Source organism: Campylobacter sp. P091 (assembly GCF_002138935.1).
In the GTDB taxonomy this organism is placed as follows: Bacteria; Campylobacterota; Campylobacteria; order Campylobacterales; family Campylobacteraceae; genus Campylobacter; species Campylobacter devanensis.
Window position 1 is genome coordinate 159386 of record NZ_MJKZ01000001.1, and the last position, 20448, is coordinate 179833.

Annotated in this window: 21 protein-coding genes and 1 tRNA gene; 17 read left to right on the plus strand and 5 right to left on the minus strand. The window is 33.8% G+C overall.

The genetic code is table 11. The annotated features are described in order from the left end of the window. Positions 1–171 precede the first annotated feature (171 nt). Entirely contained in the window at positions 172–2253 is a 2082-nt protein-coding gene (locus CIGNP91_RS00815; RefSeq protein ID WP_086253104.1) for a TonB-dependent receptor domain-containing protein, read from the plus strand. Positions 2254–2275: 22 nt separating this feature from the next. Here the strand turns inward: CIGNP91_RS00815 and ybeY are convergent, their stop codons facing one another. The 4 genes from ybeY to aspS all read right to left on the minus strand — a co-directional run bounded on the left by ybeY (position 2276) and on the right by aspS (position 5638). Next, a complete protein-coding gene (gene ybeY / locus CIGNP91_RS00820; RefSeq protein ID WP_086226456.1) occupies positions 2276–2683 on the minus strand; it encodes an rRNA maturation RNase YbeY in 408 nt (135 codons plus the stop codon). A 61-nt stretch (positions 2684–2744) separates the two neighbouring features. Continuing rightward, the gene (gene ppa, locus CIGNP91_RS00825) at positions 2745–3263 is read right to left on the minus strand and encodes an inorganic diphosphatase (RefSeq protein ID WP_086227828.1); all 519 of its coding nucleotides are present in this window, start codon (positions 3261–3263) and stop codon (positions 2745–2747) included. Positions 3264–3266: 3 nt separating this feature from the next. Continuing rightward, a complete protein-coding gene (locus tag CIGNP91_RS00830) occupies positions 3267–3842 on the minus strand; it encodes an adenylate kinase (RefSeq protein WP_086224167.1) in 576 nt (191 codons plus the stop codon). Then, a complete protein-coding gene (gene aspS / locus CIGNP91_RS00835) occupies positions 3842–5638 on the minus strand; it encodes an aspartate--tRNA ligase (RefSeq protein WP_086243829.1) in 1797 nt (598 codons plus the stop codon). Before aspS ends, CIGNP91_RS00830 begins: the two co-directional genes overlap by 1 nt. A 159-nt stretch (positions 5639–5797) precedes the next feature. Here aspS and CIGNP91_RS00840 point away from each other — a divergent pair, with 159 nt between their 5' ends. The 16 genes from CIGNP91_RS00840 (at position 5798) to CIGNP91_RS00915 (ending at position 19265) form a co-directional block, all read left to right on the plus strand. Continuing rightward, positions 5798–6655, plus strand: coding sequence for an NAD(+) kinase (locus CIGNP91_RS00840; protein WP_086253105.1), 858 nt, complete (start codon positions 5798–5800; stop codon positions 6653–6655). Further along, positions 6652–8172 carry an AAA family ATPase gene (locus CIGNP91_RS00845; RefSeq protein WP_086253106.1) on the plus strand — a complete coding sequence of 507 codons (1521 nt, stop codon included), beginning with the start codon at positions 6652–6654 and terminating at the stop codon, positions 8170–8172. Before CIGNP91_RS00840 ends, CIGNP91_RS00845 begins: the two co-directional genes overlap by 4 nt. A 64-nt stretch (positions 8173–8236) precedes the next feature. Then, the gene (locus tag CIGNP91_RS00850; RefSeq protein WP_086253107.1) at positions 8237–9460 is read left to right on the plus strand and encodes a GGDEF domain-containing response regulator; all 1224 of its coding nucleotides are present in this window, start codon (positions 8237–8239) and stop codon (positions 9458–9460) included. After that, positions 9457–10218, plus strand: a complete 762-nt coding sequence (locus CIGNP91_RS00855; protein ID WP_086243825.1) for a TatD family hydrolase — start codon at positions 9457–9459, stop codon at positions 10216–10218. Before CIGNP91_RS00850 ends, CIGNP91_RS00855 begins: the two co-directional genes overlap by 4 nt. Positions 10219–10226: 8 nt before the next feature. After that, complete coding sequence (locus CIGNP91_RS00860) at positions 10227–11423, plus strand: lytic transglycosylase domain-containing protein (RefSeq protein WP_086253108.1); 1197 nt, start codon at positions 10227–10229, stop codon at positions 11421–11423. Next, on the plus strand, positions 11407–12234 hold the full coding sequence (locus CIGNP91_RS00865; protein ID WP_236845412.1) for a septal ring lytic transglycosylase RlpA family protein: 828 nt from the start codon (positions 11407–11409) through the stop codon (positions 12232–12234). The genes CIGNP91_RS00860 and CIGNP91_RS00865 overlap by 17 nt, the downstream gene beginning before the upstream one ends. A gap of 8 nt (positions 12235–12242) precedes the next feature. Next, positions 12243–12815: an imidazoleglycerol-phosphate dehydratase HisB gene (gene hisB, locus CIGNP91_RS00870; protein ID WP_086224186.1), complete on the plus strand. Its 573-nt coding sequence runs from the start codon at positions 12243–12245 to the stop codon at positions 12813–12815. Next, positions 12812–13300: a KdsC family phosphatase gene (locus CIGNP91_RS00875; RefSeq protein ID WP_086224188.1), complete on the plus strand. Its 489-nt coding sequence runs from the start codon at positions 12812–12814 to the stop codon at positions 13298–13300. The genes hisB and CIGNP91_RS00875 overlap by 4 nt, the downstream gene beginning before the upstream one ends. Beyond that, the gene (locus CIGNP91_RS00880) at positions 13291–13806 is read left to right on the plus strand and encodes a hypothetical protein (protein ID WP_086253109.1); all 516 of its coding nucleotides are present in this window, start codon (positions 13291–13293) and stop codon (positions 13804–13806) included. Before CIGNP91_RS00875 ends, CIGNP91_RS00880 begins: the two co-directional genes overlap by 10 nt. Next, entirely contained in the window at positions 13791–14264 is a 474-nt protein-coding gene (locus CIGNP91_RS00885) for an LptA/OstA family protein (protein WP_236844743.1), read from the plus strand. The genes CIGNP91_RS00880 and CIGNP91_RS00885 overlap by 16 nt, the downstream gene beginning before the upstream one ends. Next, positions 14261–14857 carry a ribosome biogenesis GTP-binding protein YihA/YsxC gene (gene yihA / locus CIGNP91_RS00890; RefSeq protein ID WP_086226441.1) on the plus strand — a complete coding sequence of 199 codons (597 nt, stop codon included), beginning with the start codon at positions 14261–14263 and terminating at the stop codon, positions 14855–14857. Before CIGNP91_RS00885 ends, yihA begins: the two co-directional genes overlap by 4 nt. Beyond that, entirely contained in the window at positions 14854–15312 is a 459-nt protein-coding gene (locus CIGNP91_RS00895; RefSeq protein WP_086224192.1) for an N-acetyltransferase, read from the plus strand. The genes yihA and CIGNP91_RS00895 overlap by 4 nt, the downstream gene beginning before the upstream one ends. Continuing rightward, on the plus strand, positions 15279–15767 hold the full coding sequence (locus CIGNP91_RS00900) for a hypothetical protein (protein ID WP_236845044.1): 489 nt from the start codon (positions 15279–15281) through the stop codon (positions 15765–15767). The genes CIGNP91_RS00895 and CIGNP91_RS00900 overlap by 34 nt, the downstream gene beginning before the upstream one ends. After that, the gene (gene mrdA / locus CIGNP91_RS00905; protein WP_086253110.1) at positions 15764–17575 is read left to right on the plus strand and encodes a penicillin-binding protein 2; all 1812 of its coding nucleotides are present in this window, start codon (positions 15764–15766) and stop codon (positions 17573–17575) included. The genes CIGNP91_RS00900 and mrdA overlap by 4 nt, the downstream gene beginning before the upstream one ends. Positions 17576–17584: 9 nt before the next feature. Further along, positions 17585–19096, plus strand: a complete 1512-nt coding sequence (gene putP / locus CIGNP91_RS00910; protein ID WP_086253111.1) for a sodium/proline symporter PutP — start codon at positions 17585–17587, stop codon at positions 19094–19096. A gap of 92 nt (positions 19097–19188) precedes the next feature. After that, positions 19189–19265 (plus strand) — tRNA-Ile (locus CIGNP91_RS00915). Positions 19266–19594: 329 nt separating this feature from the next. On the opposite strand, the gene CIGNP91_RS00920 is transcribed toward CIGNP91_RS00915, so the two are convergent. Beyond that, positions 19595–20446 (minus strand): hypothetical protein, encoded by an 852-nt coding sequence (locus CIGNP91_RS00920; RefSeq protein ID WP_086229456.1) that lies wholly within the window; start codon positions 20444–20446, stop codon positions 19595–19597. Positions 20447–20448: the final 2 nt, after the last annotated feature.

The following is a 20448-nucleotide window of genomic DNA, read 5'->3' on the forward strand; positions in this document are numbered from 1 at the left end:
TTATAATCAAAAGCATCTAGTTTTAGGCTTTTGAATCGAATTTTAAATAATAACTTAGATAATATTTTGATTTATTTGATATTTAAATTTAGTTAAATTTGGCTTGCTTTTAAATCTATTTTAATAATTATTATCATATAATTCCACTATTAATTTTTTAAAGGTGAATTTATGAATAAAAAATATTTACTTTCTGTAGCTGCAATCGCATATATATCAAATTGCGCTCTAGCCAGTGATAAATACGCATTAGATGAGGTGGTTGTTACGGCTTCGGGATTCTCTCAAGAGATTAAAGAAGCTCCAGCAACAATGAATGTCATTACCAAAAAAGATTTGGAAAGAAAGCCATATAGAGATGTAGCTGAGGCTATATCTGATATACCAGGAGTTGATATATCAGCACCTGGCAAAACTGGTGCGAATAATATATCTATACGCAGTTTAGGTAATGGATATGTACTAATCTTAGTCGATGGAAGACGTCAAGGTATTAGTGGCGATATAGGACCAAATGGATTTGGTGAGGTGATGAACGCATTTTTGCCGCCACTTTCTAGTATTGAAAGAATTGAGGTTATAAAAGGTCCTATGAGTACCCTATATGGCTCAGAGGCATTAGGTGGCGTGGTAAATATCATCACTAAAAAGGTTGGCGATGAGTGGGGTGCTTCATTTGGATTAAATACCTTAATAAATGAGGATAATCAGTGGGGAAATTTATATGGATTTAATATCTATGCTGATGGTCCATTAATAGAGAATAAACTAGGCGCTACATTTAGATACTCTCAAAGCTATAGAGAGCAATCAAATGTAATATATAGAAATGAACATGGTAAAGAATTAGATAGAAGTCAAGGTGAAAGCCCAACAAAGGCTAATAACTATAATATAGGCACAAGATTAAACTATATGCATGATGATGCAAATACATTTACATTTGATATAGATTATGCTAGAAATCACTATGATAATAGAGAGGGGCAGCTTGGTACAGTAGGAGCAAAAGGCGGCTATGAACCAACTATGGATGTAGAAAAGTTAGTAACCTATCTAACGCATGAGGGTGTGTATGATGGATTTACTATAAATTCAGGTATTCAGTATAACCGCGTAACTAATGATAGTAGATTAGTTGTAGCACAAAATCCATATAAAGGACAAAATAGAGATATCTTAGCTCAAGACTATATAGCTGATACTAAGGCTGTGATTCCAATTGGTCAAAGTAATATATTAAGCGTTGGGGCTGAGTATAAACTAGAAAAAATGCAAGATAAGATAGCTAGTCCAAGCAGATTTAGCCAGTATGCTATAGCGGCATTTGCTGAAGATGAGTATTCGATATTAGAAAATTTAAGATTAACACTAGGTGCTAGATATAACTACCATGAGACATTTGGTAATAATATCTCTCCAAGAGCGTATCTAGTCTATAATCTAAATGATAACTTCACATTTAAAGGTGGTGTATCAACAGGCTTTAAAGCTCCTACAGCAAATAAGCTAATAGCTGGAGAGTATAACTATAGCGGTCAAGGCAAAACCCCAACATACGGTAATCCAGATCTAAAAGAGGAGACATCGATAAACTATGAGCTAGGCATGGGCTATAGTGATGATATATTTGATATGGCTGTAACTGGATTTATCACTGATTTTAAAGATAAAATTTCAAGCACATCATACAATCAAGGCGAAGCTATACCTAATATAGGAAATTGTAACGCAAGTGCTACTGGAGGTAGCTCATGCTCTCAAGCTATAAATCATGGTGAAGTGCAGTATATGGGTGTAGAAGTTAGCGCTGGACTTAGACCTATTAGTGATATGAATTTAAATTTGTCCTATACATATCTAGATACTGAGATTAAAGATAGTGCTACTAAAGATAGCATAGGCAAACCAGAAGAAGGAAGCTTAAAGCATAATATAGTAGCTAAAGCTGACTACTCTATAACTAAAAAAATCACTCCATGGATAAAAGGTGAGTGGCAGATAGATAGATATATGGGGAATGATAATATAAATAGGGAGTATTATCAAAATGTATTTTTAGCCTCTTTGGGTGCTTCATATGAGATAAATAAAAATTGGAGCCTAAATGCTGGAGTATATAATCTATTCGATAAAGATTTTACAGATGGATTTGAAACTTATAAAAACAAAGGTAAAGATGCATATGTAAATACATATGATAGAGTAGATGAAGGTAGAAGATACTATCTATCACTAAATGGTAGATTCTAAAAGATAGTAGGGCTAATCCCTACTACTCATCTAATGTTCTTACTATTAGGCTATCTGGTAAATTTAGCTCATTTAAGATTTCAATTTCTTTTCTTCTCATCTGTCCATCATCGTTTTCATGGTCATATCCAAGAATATGAAGTAATCCATGAGTAAAAAGTAGAGCTATCTCTTCATCTATTGTGTGTCCTAGTTCATTGGCTTTAGTCATTGCTAGGTCTGTATTTATAACTATTGAGCCGATTGGAAAATGTGGGATATAGTGGAGCGGAAAGCTTAAAACATCTGTTGTTTTATCTATTTTGCGCTCTTTTAAATTTATTTGATGCATAGTATCGCTATCAACTAATAAAAGCTCTATATCAGCAGTTGTGAGCTTGGAGGCGATAATGTCTAAAATCTCTGGATAGGACTCTTCGCAGATTATCATTTTAATCCTTTAGTTGATAATTTAAATTTAATTAATGTGGCAAGATTTTGCCACATTAAGGTTATTTGTAAGCTTTGATAGCTTTGTCTAAGATATCTTGAGCTTTTTTAGCATCTTCGAAACCTTTGACTTTTACCCATTTATTTGGTTCAAGCATTTTGTAAGTTTCAAAGAAATTTTTGATCTTATCAAGCGTGGCTTTTGGTAGGTCATCTATGCTTTTGATACCATCATATCTAGGGTCGATTTTGGTTACTGGGACCGCTAAGAGCTTTTCATCCATACCGCTCTCATCTTCCATTACCAAAACGCCAATTAAGCGACAAGGTATCACACTACCGGCTTGAAGTGGGTATTCGTTTAAGACTAAAACATCAGCTGGATCGCCATCATCAGCTAGAGTTGATGGGATAAATCCATAATTAGCTGGATAAAACATAGCTGAGTATAGCACGCGATCTACCACGACAGCACCGCTATCTTTGTCTATTTCGTATTTGATATTTGATCCATATGGGATCTCGATTACTGCGTTTAGTTTATCTGGGTTACTACCAGCTTTGATTTTACTTATATCCATAATTTACTCCTTTATCATAGTGTTTAATAAATTTGCCATATCGCTTACGATCTCTTCGATGGTTCGTTCGCCATTAATATTGCGAAGCAGGGATTTGCTACTATAAAAATCTCTAATCTCTTTAAGTGGGGCTAGATAGACTTTCATTCTGTTATTAAAGACTTCATCATTATCATCAGCGCCTCTAGCTCTGCCTAAGACTCTCTCTCTTGCGACTTGTTCGCTTACATCCACTTCTATAACGCCACTTAGTTTAACATCATTTGTATTTGATAAGACCTTATCAAGTTCTAACATTTGCTCTACACTTCGTGGATAGCCATCTATTAAAATATACTCTGTAGGGCTAGATTTGATAGCACTAACTATGGTATTTACAACCACATCTAGTGGAACTAGATTGCCTTTAGAGATGAAGCTATCTATCAAGCGACCAAGATCGCTACCACTAGCTACTTCAGCTCTTAATAGATCGCCTGTTGAATAGTGGCTAAATTTAGAATCGTTTTTAGCTATTATGCTAGCGTCTGTAGTCTTTCCGCTGCCTGGGGCGCCTATTATTAAAAATAGCTTTTTCATTATTTTTCCTTTTCTCTTAATCTTAATCCTAAATCTCTTAACTGATGAGCATCTACGCCACTTGGGGCTTGAGTCATTAGACATGAGGCTTTTTGAGTTTTAGGGAATGCTATAACATCTCTTATACTTGATGAGTTTGTAACTAGCATAATAAGTCTATCTAAACCTATAGCAAATCCACCATGCGGAGGCGCACCAAAACTAAGCGCATCAAGTAAAAATCCAAATTTCTCTCTTTGTTCGTTTTCATCTATTTTAAGAAGTTTAAAGACCTTTTGTTGGATATCATTTTTGTGAATTCTAATGCTTCCACCGCCAAGCTCAACACCATTTAAGACAACATCATAAGCTATGCTCGTGATATCTTCTAAATTTGGCTCATCTGGGTTATTAGGCATTGTGAACGGATGGTGCATCGCTGAGTAGCTACCATCATCATTTTGCTCAAACATAGGGAAATCTACAACCCATAAAAATTCTAATGATTTTTGATCTATTATACCAAGCTCATTAGCTAAGAAAATTCTAAATCGCCCCATATAATCAAGCACGGTTTTTTTCTCTCCGATACCGAAAAATACGACATCACCGATTTTAAGATCTATTCTAGAAACTAGCTCTTTTAGATCGCTTGGATCAAAAAATCTAACTAGTGGCCCTTTTAGGCTAAGTCCATCAAAATTTACGCAGTTATCTTGTCCGGCTGTATCTTTTGGATCTTTTATTTGGATAAATGCTAAGCCTTTAGCGCCAAATTTACGGACAAATTCTTCAAATCTTTGCATTTGGCGTTTGCTAAATATATTATCTCCATTTGGGACTTTTATAGCTTTGGCTCTATTTTTCTTTGGATCTTGTGCTGGAGTGCTAAAAATTTGATTATTTGATTTAGCGAAGATATCGATTACATCAACCATAGCTAGATCAAATCTAAGATCTGGCTTATCACTACCATAAAGCTCCATAGCATCTTTATAACTCATTCTTTTAAATGGAATTTGAATATTATGCCCACAAGCTGCAAATATATCTTTTAACACCTCTTCGCCAACTTTTATCACATCTTCTTGATCGCAAAAGCTCATTTCAACATCTATTTGAGTGAATTCAGGTTGGCGATCAGCTCTTAAATCTTCATCTCTAAAGCACCTTGCGATTTGAAAATACTTATCAAATCCAGCACACATTAATAGCTGTTTAAAGAGCTGTGGGCTTTGTGGTAGGGCGTAGAATTCGCCAGGATGAACACGGCTAGGCACTAGATAATCCCTTGCGCCCTCAGGTGTAGCACGAGTTAGCATAGGGGTTTCAACCTCTAAAAATCCTAATCTATCAAGGGCATTTCTACACGCTATGCTAGCTTTTGAGCGAAGTTGAAATTTACTTAGGCTATCTTCATTTCTTAAATCCAAAAAGCGATATTTAAGCCTAATATCTTCACCAACGCTATTATCGCCGATTACAAAAGGTAGTGGAGCGCTCTCATTTTCAATGATTAGCTCATCTATTATGACTTCAATCTCGCCGGTTTTTAGCTTTGGATTTACTAGTCCCTCACCCCTAGCTCTTATCTTGCCTTTGGCTCTTAAGACATATTCATCTCTAACTTTTGATGCTATTTCGTGTGCTGATTTGCTGTCTGCTGGATCGCATACAAGCTGGATAATTCCACTTCTATCACGAAGATCTATAAATATAACGCCGCCGTGGTCTCGGTATGAATTTGCCCAACCACATAGACTGACGCTTTTACCGATATCTTGTGCGTCTAAGTCGGTGCAGTAATGACTCCGCATATTAATCCTTTCGTTTGTAAAAAGTGGCAATTATACATTAAATTTTATAAAACTTTTATTAGAAATTTTGACTAGTGAGCGGGTAAAGTTAAATTTCATTTTATTATTATACTTTATATTATATTTTTTTGTGTAGAATTTGGCTTTTAGGGGAGAGTTATGTCTAAAATTCATAAAAATTTAAATACTATAGCAATTACAACTAGAGATCCAATAGAGCAAAAAGATGCGTTATTAAAGATTATAAAGATTATAAAAAGTCGCTCAATTGATGTTATATTTGAGTCTCATGTGGCTAGTAGTCTTGGCATGAAAGGATATGAGTTTGATGAGCTAACTAAAAGAGCTAGAGTTATTATCTCTTTAGGCGGCGATGGTAATTTCATAGCTACTTGCAGGAGAGCAGCACAAAGCGAGGCTTATATATATGGGGTTCATACTGGGCATTTGGGATTTTTGACTGATTCTACCTTGGATGGATTTGGTGGATTTTTAGATCAATTTTTGGCTGGAATTTATGATGTTGAGCGTCCATATATGCTTAGGGCAAATTTCAATAAAAATGGCAAAATAACTACAAAATTAGCCTTTAATGATATTGTTTTAATGCGTAAAAAGATCGATACCACTTCGCATATTGACGCGTTTTTAAACTCAAAGTATTTTAATTCATATTTTGGTGATGGGGTAATAATTAGCTCTGCGATGGGTTCAACTGCATATAATATGAGCGCTGGAGGGCCTATTATCCATCCTTTGTGTGATGCTTATAGCGTTACGCCGATATGCTCTCATAGCCTTACTCAAAGGCCGCTTGTTTTACCTAGGGAGTTTAGGCTGGAGTTTAGAAGTAATGATGATGTGGTGGTGCTAATAGATGGGCAAGATAGATTTGATTTGATTGAATTTGATAGTGTGGATATCGGCGTGAGCGATATTAGAGTGAATTTACTAAGGCAAAAGGGGCGGGACTATTTTGGTGTATTAAAAGAGAAATTAAGATGGGGTCAGCAGTGATAGAGAGAATTTATCTTAAAGATTATTTAAGTTTTAATGAATTAGAGCTTAAATTTGGCTCTGGGCTTAGTGTATTTACAGGTGTGAGTGGTGCTGGAAAGAGCGTTTTGATGGGGGCGATATTAAGCGTTTTTGGCTACAAAGATAGTGATGCTAGACTAATTGAAGCTGATATAGAGTGTAAGTTAGGATTAGATGAGTTTGGGATTGAAGAAGAGAGTATAAACTGCTTTAAACTCTTAAAAGATAAGAGTACAAGATACTTTATAAATAATCAATCAATATCGAAAAAAAATTTAAATTTAGTTGCTAGTCGCCATTTAAAATATCTAAGCGCTAGAGATATTACAGAGTTTGAAAATAGTAGATTGCTTAATCTTTTAGATATTTTAGCTAGTAAAAAATCTAAAAATCATAATCAGAATTTAATCAAATTTAAAGAGAAATTTGGTGAATTTTTGAGCGTTAAAAAAGATCTAGATAAGATAAATGAAGAGGAAAAAAAGATCGATGAGCTTAGAGATTTTGCTAAATTTGAGATAGAAAAGATCGAGCAAGTTTCTCCTAAGGTGGGAGAATTTGAAGAGCTTAATGCTATTAAAAAGCGTCTTAGTAAAAAAGATAAGATAGAAGAGGCGTGGAGTAAGGCTGAAGCGATATTTGCCTATGAGAAAGCAGTAATGGACGCTTTGCATATTAGCGAGATTGATAGTGGATTTTTTAGCGATGCTTTAAATGAGCTTAAAATAGCTAGAAGTAGTGTGGATTTTGATGAGTTTGAAGGATTGGACATTGAGGAGATTTTAGATCGCATAGAGAGTTTAAATGCTTTAATAAAACGATATGGAAGTATAGAAGAGTGTCTAGAGATATTAAAAAAAAGAAAGAGTGAATTAGCCCATTATGAAAATATAGAGTTTCAAAAATCTGATTTAGTATCTAAATTTACAAAATTATCAAATGAGCTTAAAAGCTCTTCAGAAGCTATAACAAAAGAGCGTTTTAAAGCTATAAAAGAGCTAGAGAGTATGGTAAATGGATATCTAAAAGATCTATATATGGATAAGATTGATATGGATTTAAATAGTAAAAATTTAGATATAAATGGTGCTGATTTAGTAGATATAAATTTAAATAGTTCAAATTTAAAAACTCTAAGTAGTGGAGAGATAAATCGTTTAAGATTAGCTTTTATCGCTAGTGAAGCTAAGATTAGCGGTCTTGGTGGTGGAGTGTTAATCCTTGATGAAATAGACGCTAATCTAAGTGGCAAAGAGGCTATGAGTATAGCAAATGTATTGATAGAACTATCAAGCTTATATCAAATTTTTGCTATTTCACATCAGCCTCAACTTAGCTCAAAAGCCCATCATCACTTTTTAGTACAAAAAGATATAAAAGGCTCTACTGCAAAAGAGTTAAATATGGATGAAAGAGTAATGGAGTTATCGCGTATGATAAGTGGTGAAAGTATAACGCAAGAGGCGACTGAATTTGCTAAGAAGTTATTGCTTTAATGAGTGTTAAAGTCTAATTTGAGTATAATCAAGGCTTTGAATATTAAATTAAGATGGGGTTATCATGCGTGAGAGAGTCCTTATAGTCGAGGATAATAAAGCCTTAGCTAAGCTAATAGCTAAAAAGATGAACGCACATGTTGATATGGATATCGTAGTAACACATAGTTACGCAGAGGCGATTGAGGCTATTGAGGAAAATGATGACTTTTTTATTGCTTTACTTGATATTAATTTACCTGATGCACCAGATGGTGAAGTGGTTGATTATGTACTATCTAAAAATATCTTAGCTATTATTTTAACTGGTAGTGTAGATGAGAATTTAAAAAAGCTCTTTATGCAAAAAAATATTGTTGATTATGTAGTAAAAGATAATCTTGATGCGATTAATTATATCTTTGAAACAATTAATAGACTATGTAGAAATCGTAGCTATAAGGTTATGATAGTCGAGCCGTCTATGAGCGTGAGAAATCAGCTAAAAGAGATTTTAAATTCGCAACTTTATAAAGTTTTTACTGCAGCACATGGCGAGGAGGCGTTAAATTATTTAGAGGATAATCCAGATATTAAACTAATTTTAACAGCCTATAATATGCCAGTTATCAATGGATTTGATTTAATGCGTCAAATTCGCCAAAATAAAAATAAAAATCATCTAGGCCTAATCGTAGTAGCAGCTAGCGATAACGATGTGGCGGCAAAATTTCTAAAAAATGGTGCAAATGATTTTATCTCTGTGCCTTTTAGTAAAGAGGAGATTATATATAGAGTAGATAGCAATCTAAAAGCTATGCAAGATGAGATTAATATCGAACTATATAAAAAATATGATCCATTAACAAAGTTATTTAATAGGCGTTATTTTTTTAATTATGTAAAAAATTTAGCAGAGCGAAAAGCAGAATTTAGCATCGCAATTATTGATATTGATGGATTAAGAGATATAAATGCTAAATTTGGCTTTGATCTATGCGATAGAGTTATAGCGCATGTGGCATCTATGCTTAGAAATGAGCTAAAGGGAATGATTGTAGCGCGCCTTAGCGGTGGTGAATTTGGTGTGATTTTAGATAAAGTTAGCTTTGATGAGAGTGTAAGAATTATGGCGCAAATTAGATCAAAGGTTGCAAATTTAGTAGTCGCCTCAGCTATTCGCCCAACTATTTCAGTAGGAGTTTGTCTTTTTGATAATTCGCTCAAAATTGATCAAGCAATAAATATAGGATATAAAGCTTTAACAAAAGCAAAATTAAATGGTAAAAATAGGGTAGAAATTTTATGATTATAGATACACATTGTCATCTAGATGATGCTAGATTTGATGATATTAGTAGCGTAATAAAAAGTGCATTTGATAGCGGAGTGCAAAAGATTATAATTCCAGGAGCAGATATAAATGATCTGCCAAAAGCGTTAGAAATAGCAAATTCAAATGAAAATATATACTTTGCTGCTGGAGTGCATCCATATGAAATCGATGGGTATGATATAGATATTTTGTGTAAATTTGCTAAAGAGTCAAAATGTATAGCTATAGGCGAGTGTGGACTAGACTATTTTAGACTACCAGCAACAGATATAGATAGTTATAAAGCCAAACAAAAAGAGGCTTTTATCAGTCAAATTGAATTAGCCGTGGAGCTTGGTTTGCCGCTTATTGTGCATATTAGAGATGCAAACGAGGATAGTCTAAAAATTTTAAAAGAGTACGAAAGTAGGCTAGTTGGCGGAGTTTTGCATTGTTTTAATGCTAGTCCTATCTTGCTTGAATTAAGCAGTAAATTTTATTATGGAATAGGTGGCGTTTTAACTTTTAAAAATGGAAAAAAATTAGTTGAAATTTTACCTAAGATTCCGCTTGATAGACTTGTGCTTGAAACTGATGCGCCATATCTTACTCCTGAACCTCACAGGGGTAAGAGAAATGAGCCAGCATTTACGACATATGTAGCTGATAAAATGGCTGATATTTTAGGACTTAGCAGGAGCGATGTTGAGAGTATTACAACGCAAAATGCAAATAGATTATTTGGAATTTAAGGAGAGAGATGAGAATATTTGCCATAGTTTTATTTATACTTTTAAGCTGTAGTTGCTCATTTGGGTTTATGGTTTCAGATTATAATTTTCAAAAAGAAATTAGGGTATTAAAAGAGCTTGATATTGACCCAAAATATATAAACGATGAGCATTTTTTACTACTTAAAAATGTTCGAATGGATATGACAAAGAAAGAATTTATAAATACAATAACTAAAGAGTATAAGCATGCTGCTATAATAAAAGATGTCTTAAAAGAGCGAAATGCTCCAAATTTTTTATTATATTTAGCTATTGTAGAATCTAAGTTATCAAATAGAGCAACCTCTGGAGCTAAAGCAGCTGGAATTTGGCAGTTTATCCCTAGTACTGCAAAGCTGCATAATTTAGAAGTTGATAAGTATGTAGATGAGAGACGAGATCCATTGCAAGCTACACATGCCGCTATTGATTATTTAGAAAGATTAAAAGATAGGTTTGGCAAGTGGTATCTAGCTATTTTAGCTTACAATGCAGGAGAGGGAAAATTAAGCAAAGCTATAAAATTAGCTGGAAGTGATGATATAATGGTGCTTTTAAACCCAAAGAAAAAGTACCTTTCGTTAGAAAGCAGAGATTATCTACGTAAAATTATAATGATGGCATATGTGGCAAATGATAGTGATTTTCTAATCTCAAAAGATAGTTCAATGCTAAATTCAGCTACATATATAGGTATTAAAAGAGTTGAAATTCCAGGTGGAACTAGCTTAAGAGATGTGGCTGTATCTATCGGATTTAGTTTAGAAAATCTTAGCAAATATAATACTCATTTAAGATACAGCTTTACTCCGCCAAATAGGGAGACTTATTATATTTATATCCCAACAATTAAAAAAGAGGAGTTTGTCGCTAATTATAAAGAGGGGTCAAAGAGTAAAATTTATAATACTAAAAAAGGTGATACTTTTGAAATTATTGCTAAAAAGTTAAATATTAAAGCAAGCGATATTAAAGAGTATAATAATATAAGTAAGATAAAATCAAACTATAAACTTGCCGTCCCAGCAAATGCTAAAACAATCTATGAGTATCAGGTTAAAAAGGGTGATACACTTGGAATGATTTCACGTAAATTTGGCGTAGAAGTGGATGAAATTATAAAGGCAAATAGCAAAACAAATATGAAATTAGCAATAGGAGAAAATCTTGTCATACCTCACTAAATTATCAGTCATAGCGCTAGCGGGTGCATTATTTAGCGGATGTTCTACAAAGAGTATCCCACACTACTCAGGTTCGGGGTATTCAGGTGGCTATTTAGGCTCAGGATATGGTTCAAACTACTCAGGTTCAGATTTTGAAACTATACAAAATGGTGGTGCTAGCAATCAAGAATCTACAATGAGACCATATACAATAAATGGTAAAACATATTACCCAACAGTAGTAGAAGTAGGTGATACAGCTACAGGTATTGCTAGCTGGTATGGACCAAATTTTCATGGCAAAAAAACAAGCAATGGCGAAACATATAATATGCATGCTCTAACTGCAGCTCATAAAACCTTGCCAATGAATACAATGGTTAAAGTTACAAGTTTAAAAAATGGCAAAACAACCACAGTAAGAATAAATGACAGAGGACCATTTGTAGCTGGTAGGGTTATTGATTTATCTAAAGCCGCAGCTTTAGAAATTGCTATGATTGCTGATGGAACAGTTCCAGTAAAGCTTGAAGTTATAGGATTTTACGGACAGGTTGAGACTCCGGCTAATAAAACGGCTAAAACCCACACATATACAGGCGGTAATTTTATGGTGCAAATTGGCGCATTTAGACGCCTTGCTGGAGCAAATACCTATAAAACTCAATATAATAATACAAACGGAATTTATAAAACAACAGTTCGTGAGTATAGTTTAAATGGTGAGCCAATTTATAGGGTATTTTTAACAGGATTTAGAAGCGAAGCTGAAGCTCGTGATTTCATATCTAGTGGTCAGTTTAAAGGTGCGTTTATAGCTAGAGATTAGGAAATATAATGATAAAAAAACAAAGAAAAACAAAAGAGACTGATATTAGTTTAGAGCTTGAAATTTATGGAAGCGGTAATAGCGATATAGATACTGGTATTGGATTTTTTGATCATATGTTAACTGCATTTGCAAAGCACTCTTTAATGGATATTAAGCTTTATTGCAAAGGAGATTTACATATAGATGATCACCATAGCGTAGAAGATTGCGGTATCGTACTAGGTCAAGCTATCAAGGAAGCTCTATATCCGCTTGGTAGCGTGGAGAGATACGGCAATGCAGTTGTAGTTATGGATGAGGCTGCTGTGGAGTGTGCTTTGGATCTATCTAATAGACCTTTTTTGGTCTATGAATCACAGATGAATCCAAAGATTGGAAACTTTGATAGCGAGCTTGTAGAGGAGTTTTTTAGAGCACTTGCAATGAATTCAAGCATTACCTTACACATAATAAAGCAAAGAGGTACAAACTCTCACCATATAGCAGAAGCTACATTTAAGGCTTTTGCTGTGGCATTTCGTAGGGCTGTGGCTAAAAATGATAAGATAGGAATTCCAAGCACCAAAGGCGTATTATGATAGAGATAATATTTTTAGATGTTGATGGATGTATGAGTGATGGTGGTCTTTATAAGACTAATTTATCTGATGAATTTAAAAGATTTGATGTAAAAGATGGATTTGCCATACAACAGTGGAATCGTATGGGTAAAATTTCGGCCATAATTACAGGTAAAAGCTCTCAAATCGTAGCTGATAGAGCCAAAGAGCTAGAGATTAAGTATTGTTTTCAAGGTGTAAGCGATAAACTTGCTAAGGCTAAGGAGATTTTAGAATTAGAAGGACTAAGCTTAGAAAATGCAGCTGCTATTGGCGATGATTTAAATGATATGAAATTGTTAAAAAATGTAGCTATTAGTTTTGCACCAAATGATGCTTTTGAAGCACTTACTCCAGATATAAAATTAAGTAAAAATGGCGGTTATGGTGCAGTTAGAGAGATGATAGAAATTATCATTGATAGAGAAAATTTACGTGATGAGTGGATTGGGCGTTGGCTATAAAAATTTTTTATTTTGTTGTGGCTCTTTTTAGTATGAGCGTAGTGGCGTTAATGTTACAAAACCCATATGAAACTAGCCTGCAAAGTAACAGTATAAAGGTAGCAAATATGCAAGCAGATGGAGTAATAAGCTATGAGATAAATTCTACAAATACATATGCTAAATTTACATCTAAAAGTGTTATAGCCTATGATGATTATAATGAATTTATTCAGCCAAATGTTACCTTTATCCAAAAAGATAGACACAACATCACCTCAAATGAGGCTATTTATAAAGATAATAATATAACATTTTTTGGCGATGTGAGATATCTAAATTTAGATACCAATTTGCGCTACAACTCTAGTGAAATTCAGTATCTAATGATGGAGAAAACATTATTAAGCAGTGTCCCATTTGAATTATTGCAAAATAGTGATAAAATAGTAGGAAAAAGCGTGATATATGCACTTGATAGTAATCATATCGTTGCAAAAGGAGTTAAAGGTTGGTTTTACAAATAGTTAAATCTTTTATAGTTGTTGCATTCTTTTATGGTGTAGTAAGTGCAAATCAGGTCGAAGTAAGCGCTGATAGCTTCTATGCTGATGAGAAAGTAGGACTTGGAGAACTTGTAGGTAATGTATTAATTAAAAAAGGTAAAAGCGATACATTAACTGCAAATCGTGTTAAAATTTACTTTGATAAAAATCGAAAACCGCAAAAATATGAGGCAATAAGTGATGCCAAATTTAGTATCTTACTAGATGGTAAAAAGTATAATGGTAGTGGCGATTTACTAACCTATGAGCCAAAAGGGCAAATTTACACCTTAAAAGGTAGTGCATTTTTGCATGAAGTTGATAGTGATAAGAAAATTTTTGGTGATGAAATTATAGTAGATCAGTTAAAAGGTGTTTATAGTGTCAAAAGCAAGGATAAAAAGCCAGTTAAATTTATATTTCAGGTAGAAGATAAATGAGAATCGTAAGTGCTAAGTTTTTACTCTCAGCTCAAGGAGTTGATGATTCTCCTGAGTTTGGTATAAGCGAAGTGGCGTTTTTAGGGCGTAGTAATGTTGGTAAAAGCTCTATTATTAATGCACTAACTAATCACCATGGCTTGGCTAAATCTAGCTCTACACCAGGTAAAACTCAGCTAATTAACTATTTTGAGGTTATAGTCGATAATGGCGAGGATAAGGTTCCATTGATTTTTGTGGATTTACCTGGGTTTGGTTACGCTAAAGTTAGTAAAAGTATGCATAATGCATGGCAAAAAAATCTAGATAAATATTTGCGTGAACGTATTAGTATAAAGGCTTTTATCCATTTGATAGATTCTAGACATGCGGGGCTGCAAAAAGATGAAAATCTTGGTTTGTATCTAAATGAATTTGTCCGACCTGACCAGAATGTATTAAATATTTACACAAAATCAGATAAACTAAATCAGAGTCAAAAGTCAGCTGTTTTAAAGATTGATCCAGCTGCTATTTTGGTCTCAAGTAGTAAAAAAACCGGTATAGATAAAGCGACAAAAGCGATATATAATGCAGTATTTGGTGTAAAATGATAGAGTATAAAAAAGCAAGATTAAAAGATATAGCTAGTATGCAGATTTTGGTTCGCCCTGAGATTGAAAATGGGGTGATTTTGCCTAGAAGTGATGATGAGATAGCTACTAATATTCGCTCATATACATTGGCTTTTGATGATGATAGGCTCATTGGATATAGCGCTCTTCATATTCACGCAGCAAATTTAGCTGAGGTTAGAAGCTTGATAGTTGATGGGGCCTATAGAGGCAAAGGCGTAGGTAGTGGACTAGTAAATGCCTTATTAGCTCAGGCTAGAGAGCTTGAGATTGCTCAAGTTTTTACTCTTACTTATAGAAGTGAATTTTTTAAAAACTTAGGGTTTGAAGAAATTTCTAAAGAGAAGCTTCCAGCGCAAAAAATTTGGGCCGATTGCATAAAATGCAAACACTTTCCAGTATGCAACGAAATAGCACTAATTCACAATCTCTAAGATTTAGCCTTTTTTGTATATCTGTTATAGGCTATGAGATATTTAGTTTAACATCGCTATTTTTACCATCTCTTATAGGGATATTTTTTGCTTATTTAATAATACTTAGTGATGAGATTGAGCGAACGCTTGGGGTAAAAGATAAAAGATGGTATCTAACTGTAGCCTTTTTATTTTTTGCTGAACAATTAAATGGATTTGAGTTTTGCTCGGTGCTTTTAGCATGGTTGTTATTTTACTATCTTCTTGATGATTGGCTAAAGACAAATATCAAATGGAGAAAGCTATTAATAACTATATATGTATTTTCAGGCTATATTCTTACTTTGGTTATGAGTAATATTGCGCTTTATATACTTAATCAGCCTCGCCTTGAGCTAAGCTATGAGTATTTGCTATATGCTGCGATAGAATCACTAATAGCACTTGTAATATTTAGAGGGCGGGTGCTATGAGACTAACTATTGTGTATGGAATTATCGTTCTTGTATGGATTATTTTGCTTACTCGTATCTATTATTTAAGTATTAAATCAAATGAGTATTATGAGCAGATTGCCGAAAAAAATGCAATAAAAACTGAAGATATTGCTCCGGTTCGTGGTCAAATTTTAGATAAAAATGGCCAGCCTTTAGCAGTAAATAAATTAGGATTTGAGATCTCTATTAAGCCACATTTAAGACGAAATTTAAAAGTATTAGATGATGAGATAAACTTTATAATCTCAGTGTTTCCAGATTTAAATGCTACAAAGCTAAAAAGAGAGTATATCAAAAACGACTCTCCTTATTCACAAGATTTTGTAAATGTTGTAAATTTTTTAGATTATGATAGAGTTTTACCACATTTTGCTAGGCTAAATTTGCGTGAAAATACCTCGGTAAATCCAGTTTCTATCCGTCATTATCCATTAGGTGAGTTAGCTAGCCATGTTATTGGATATGTTGGTAGGGCAAATTTAAAAGATATAGAGGCAAATCCGCTTTCAAAACTGACTAACTATACAGGTCGTAGTGGAATTGAGCGCTATTATAATGAAATTTTACAAGGAGTAGAAGGTCAAAGAACTACCAAGGTTACTGCACTAAATAAGGTTGTAGAAGAGATTGGTTATATTAAGCCAAGCAGTACTGATATATCTTTAACTATTGATTTGGAATTACAAAAGTACTTATATCAAGCTTTTGATCGTCCAGCTGGTGCAGTAGTAGTTATGGACGGAATTGATGGATCTATTTTAGCAGCAGCAAGCTTGCCAGAGTATGATTTGAATCAATTTGTAACTGGTATTAGTCAAAGCGATTGGAATGAGATGATGAATAATCCAGATCATCCATTTACTAATAAATTAATAAATGCACTATATCCACCTGGAAGCGTTGTAAAGATGGCGATGGGTATGGCATTTTTTGAGAGTGGAAAATATGCGCCAACATCACGGATACTTTGCGATCCATATCTTGAGCTAGGTGATAGAAAATTTAGAAATTGGAAAAATTATGGCTCTGAGATGATGACTATAGTCGAGGCTTTGCGTGATAGCTGTGATACATATTTTTATCGTGGAGCATATAATGTAGGAATTGATATTATGGCGCCAGTTCTTAGACGCTATGGCTTTGGAGTTAAAACTGGAGTTGATTTGCCAAATGAGTATATAGGAATTGTTCCAGATGCTCAGTGGAAAAAAAATAGATTAAATCAGCCATGGTATCAAGGTGATACTATTAATACTAGTATAGGTCAGGGTAGCTTCTTAGCAACTCCTATGCAAGTAGCTAGAGATACGGCAATTTTTGCAATGGGGCATGATGTTACACCGCATTTTATTGGTAGTATTAATGGAGTGCCTCAAGAGTGGCATGCTAGAGATATTTTAAGCCAAAAAGAAAAATCAGCTCTAAAATATATAAGAGAAGGAATGCATGCAGTAGCTAATATTCCAGGCGGTACAGGATTTAGAGTATTAAGCCCATCAAAGGTTACCATAGCGGCTAAATCAGGTACTGCTCAAGTAGTAGGAATTAGTCAAGAAGATAAGGTGCGCATAAAAGAGGTTGATATGGAATACTATGAGCGCTCACATGCATGGATGACAGGATATGCTCCATACGAGAATCCTAGATATATAGTAACTGTATTGGTAGAACATGGTGCAAGCGGTGGAGGTGCGGCTGGACCGATACTTACTAGAATTTTTGACAAGCTTGCAGATATGGGTTATATAGATGAAAAATATTTAAAGAAAAAAAACAGTAAATAAGGAGAGAATTTGGATTTTACTACCTATTTAGCTATTGGGCTATATTTTGCGGTGCTTTTGGTGATTGGTCGCCTAGCTTATAATAAAAAGTCAAATTTAAATGAGTACTTGCTAGATAATCGCTCTTTAGGGCCATTTATGACCGCATTAAGTGCTGGCGCTAGTGATATGAGTGGTTGGATGCTTCTTGGATTGCCTGGAGCGTTGTATCTAAGTGGAATTTGTAATGCATGGATTGCTATAGGACTTAGCATTGGTGCGTGGGCGAATTATAAGTATTTAGCCAGTAGGCTTAGGGTATATACTGAAATTTCTGGCGATAGCATTACTATTCCTGATTATTTAGAAAATAGATTTAAGGATAAAACAAAAGTCTTACGCATAATTTCAGGAATTTTTATTTTGGTATTCTACACACTTTATGTAAGTAGTGGTATCATCGCAGGAGGTAAGACATTTGAGAGCTTTTTTGGTTTAGATTTTGCTCTTGGTGCTGCAGTAACTCTATTTATAGTGGTATTTTATACATTTTTTGGCGGATTTAAGGCTGTGTGTCTAACTGATGCATTCCAAGGTATTTTAATGTTTTTAGTGTTGGTCTGTATCCCATTAGTAGCATATTTTAGTATTGATATTCCAGAAGGCTCAAGCTTTTTTGCGCTTTTAAATGAGTATAGTCACGCAGCAAATTATGACCATTTAAATATCTTTGCCGGACAGACATTTTTAGGTATTTTGGGGCTTTTGGCTTGGGGATTTGGTTATTTTGGTCAGCCGCATATTATTGTGCGGTTTATGGCTATTAGAGATGCTAAAGAGCTTAGCTCGGCTAGACGCATTGGAATTTCATGGATGGTTATTGGCTTAGTTGGTGCGATGGCTAGTGGGCTTATTGGTTTTGTATATTTTTCGCAAAATGGCAATCCTTTATCTGATCCAGAGACTGTATTTTTAAAGCTTGGTGACACTTTATTTCACCCATTTATTGTAGGTGTGATTATTTCAGCAGTTTTAGCAGCCATTATGAGTACTATATCATCTCAGCTTTTAGTTAGCGCTAGTTCTGTTACTAGGGATTTTATCTTTGCTTTTTATAAACATGATGTAAGCGATAGAACTCAGGTATTGACGGGGCGAATTTCGGTTATAATTGTAGCTGTGATTGCTACAATTATTGGATTTAATTCTAGCGATACAGTACTTGGAGTTGTGGGTAATGCATGGGCTGGATTTGGTGCGAGCTTCGGACCTGTTTTATTATTTAGTCTATATTCACGTCATATGAGCGCCTTATCTGCGCTTGCTGGAATTATAATCGGTGGTGTAACGGTACTTTTATGGATATTATTTGGTCTTTCAAGTATAGTTTATGAATTATTGCCTGCATTCTTGCTATCATCTCTTGTAATCTGGCTGGTAAATCGCTATAACAATATGTTAGAAAGAATGTCGCAAGAGCCAAATTCATCTGTTATTAATGATGAATTTAATAAAATGAGAGATAAACAAAGTCAGCTTTAAAGATAAATTTATCTAGTCTAATTTTAATTTTTAGAGTTGTTTTATATAGATTTAAGGAATTATTCTGTATAATTTCAACTCTTATTTCAAGTGGGTTTATAGCTCAGTTGGTTAGAGCATCCGGCTCATAACCGGATGGTCCCAGGTTCGAGTCCTGGTAAACCCACCAATTAAATTTCTTTCAATCAATCTTTTTTAATTCTGTTTATTTATCTCAAATTCCTATTTTAGGGCTTTATAGTTATTTTTGATTATTTTTAATTTCAGTTGTGATTTAATTATTTCCAAATAATTTGGTAAGTATCTATAAATATAGATAAATCCAAGTGGGATGAAGACTTTGGCTAGAATATCAAATAAATAAATTTAAAAATAGGTGAGTTTAGAGAAGGCATTTATATCGTTATTGGCAATCAGATAAAATCGCTTAGTTTTTATATTTTTATATATACAAAACTACTTTGGCAAATTTAACGATTTAACCCTCTTATTATAAATTCAATCCAAAATCTCCCCAGCAAAATATATCTTAGCGTAAATAAAACTATCAATTTGTGGTGGATTTGCTTCTTTCCAAATATCTTTTGTTATAAGAATTTCCATATCCATAAATTCACTTGAATTCACAGTGATACAATCAACACTACATATAAAAGCTTCAGTCCCGCAAAAATCTAAATCTATTTTTCTTATAGCGTTAATTCTGCCTGTGATAGTATATTCATCTATATCGCTTACATTTTCATCGCCACAAATGCAACTTCGCATTTGATTAGTGTGTAAGATAATGCTTTCACCTATTTTTTTATCAAATATCTTAGCTTCTTCATCAGTTTTGATATCAAAGGTTATCTCTTCATCTTTTAATTCGCAAGCTAAAAAAGCAACACCATAAATTCTAGCTTGAAACTCTTTATTTGGCATATACTTTTCTCTTTGAGATAAAAAATTTGTATCTAAAAATTCTATACTATGATCATCAGATATTTCAAAACCTATTTGCGCATTTACACCATCTTCCCAAACATATATAGTATAAATTTCTGCTTTGTATATAAGCCCTATATTATTAAAAAATGGATAGATAGAAGCCAAAATACTTTGCTCTTCTACTTTTGCTATTTTAATTATTAATCCACTATTTTGGCTTAAATCTTTATAAATAAGACAAGCGCCGTTTTTATATAGATTAGTTATATATCGATCTTTTTTACTCATGTCATTAAGCATTATAGAATCATTGATAAATTTCTCTAAATTCTCTGGATTTTTCTCTAAATCTACCCCTAGTATCTCATTTCTAGAGCCCATATAATGCTCTTTCGTTGTTAGTTCAAAAAAATTTCCCAAAA

What these genes read in the sequence shown, in the direction of transcription:
- CIGNP91_RS00815 (WP_086253104.1), top strand. Translation starts at nt 172, where the DNA reads ATGAATAAAAAATATTTACTTTCTGTAGCTGCAATCGCATATATATCA.
- ybeY (WP_086226456.1), bottom strand. Translation starts at nt 2,683, where the DNA reads ATGATAATCTGCGAAGAGTCCTATCCAGAGATTTTAGACATTATCGCC.
- ppa (WP_086227828.1), bottom strand. Translation starts at nt 3,263, where the DNA reads ATGGATATAAGTAAAATCAAAGCTGGTAGTAACCCAGATAAACTAAAC.
- CIGNP91_RS00830 (WP_086224167.1), bottom strand. Translation starts at nt 3,842, where the DNA reads ATGAAAAAGCTATTTTTAATAATAGGCGCCCCAGGCAGCGGAAAGACT.
- aspS (WP_086243829.1), bottom strand. Translation starts at nt 5,638, where the DNA reads ATGCGGAGTCATTACTGCACCGACTTAGACGCACAAGATATCGGTAAA.
- CIGNP91_RS00840 (WP_086253105.1), top strand. Translation starts at nt 5,798, where the DNA reads ATGTCTAAAATTCATAAAAATTTAAATACTATAGCAATTACAACTAGA.
- CIGNP91_RS00850 (WP_086253107.1), top strand. Translation starts at nt 8,237, where the DNA reads ATGCGTGAGAGAGTCCTTATAGTCGAGGATAATAAAGCCTTAGCTAAG.
- CIGNP91_RS00855 (WP_086243825.1), top strand. Translation starts at nt 9,457, where the DNA reads ATGATTATAGATACACATTGTCATCTAGATGATGCTAGATTTGATGAT.
- CIGNP91_RS00860 (WP_086253108.1), top strand. Translation starts at nt 10,227, where the DNA reads ATGAGAATATTTGCCATAGTTTTATTTATACTTTTAAGCTGTAGTTGC.
- hisB (WP_086224186.1), top strand. Translation starts at nt 12,243, where the DNA reads ATGATAAAAAAACAAAGAAAAACAAAAGAGACTGATATTAGTTTAGAG.
- CIGNP91_RS00875 (WP_086224188.1), top strand. Translation starts at nt 12,812, where the DNA reads ATGATAGAGATAATATTTTTAGATGTTGATGGATGTATGAGTGATGGT.
- yihA (WP_086226441.1), top strand. Translation starts at nt 14,261, where the DNA reads ATGAGAATCGTAAGTGCTAAGTTTTTACTCTCAGCTCAAGGAGTTGAT.
- CIGNP91_RS00895 (WP_086224192.1), top strand. Translation starts at nt 14,854, where the DNA reads ATGATAGAGTATAAAAAAGCAAGATTAAAAGATATAGCTAGTATGCAG.
- CIGNP91_RS00900 (WP_236845044.1), top strand. Translation starts at nt 15,279, where the DNA reads ATGCAACGAAATAGCACTAATTCACAATCTCTAAGATTTAGCCTTTTT.
- mrdA (WP_086253110.1), top strand. Translation starts at nt 15,764, where the DNA reads ATGAGACTAACTATTGTGTATGGAATTATCGTTCTTGTATGGATTATT.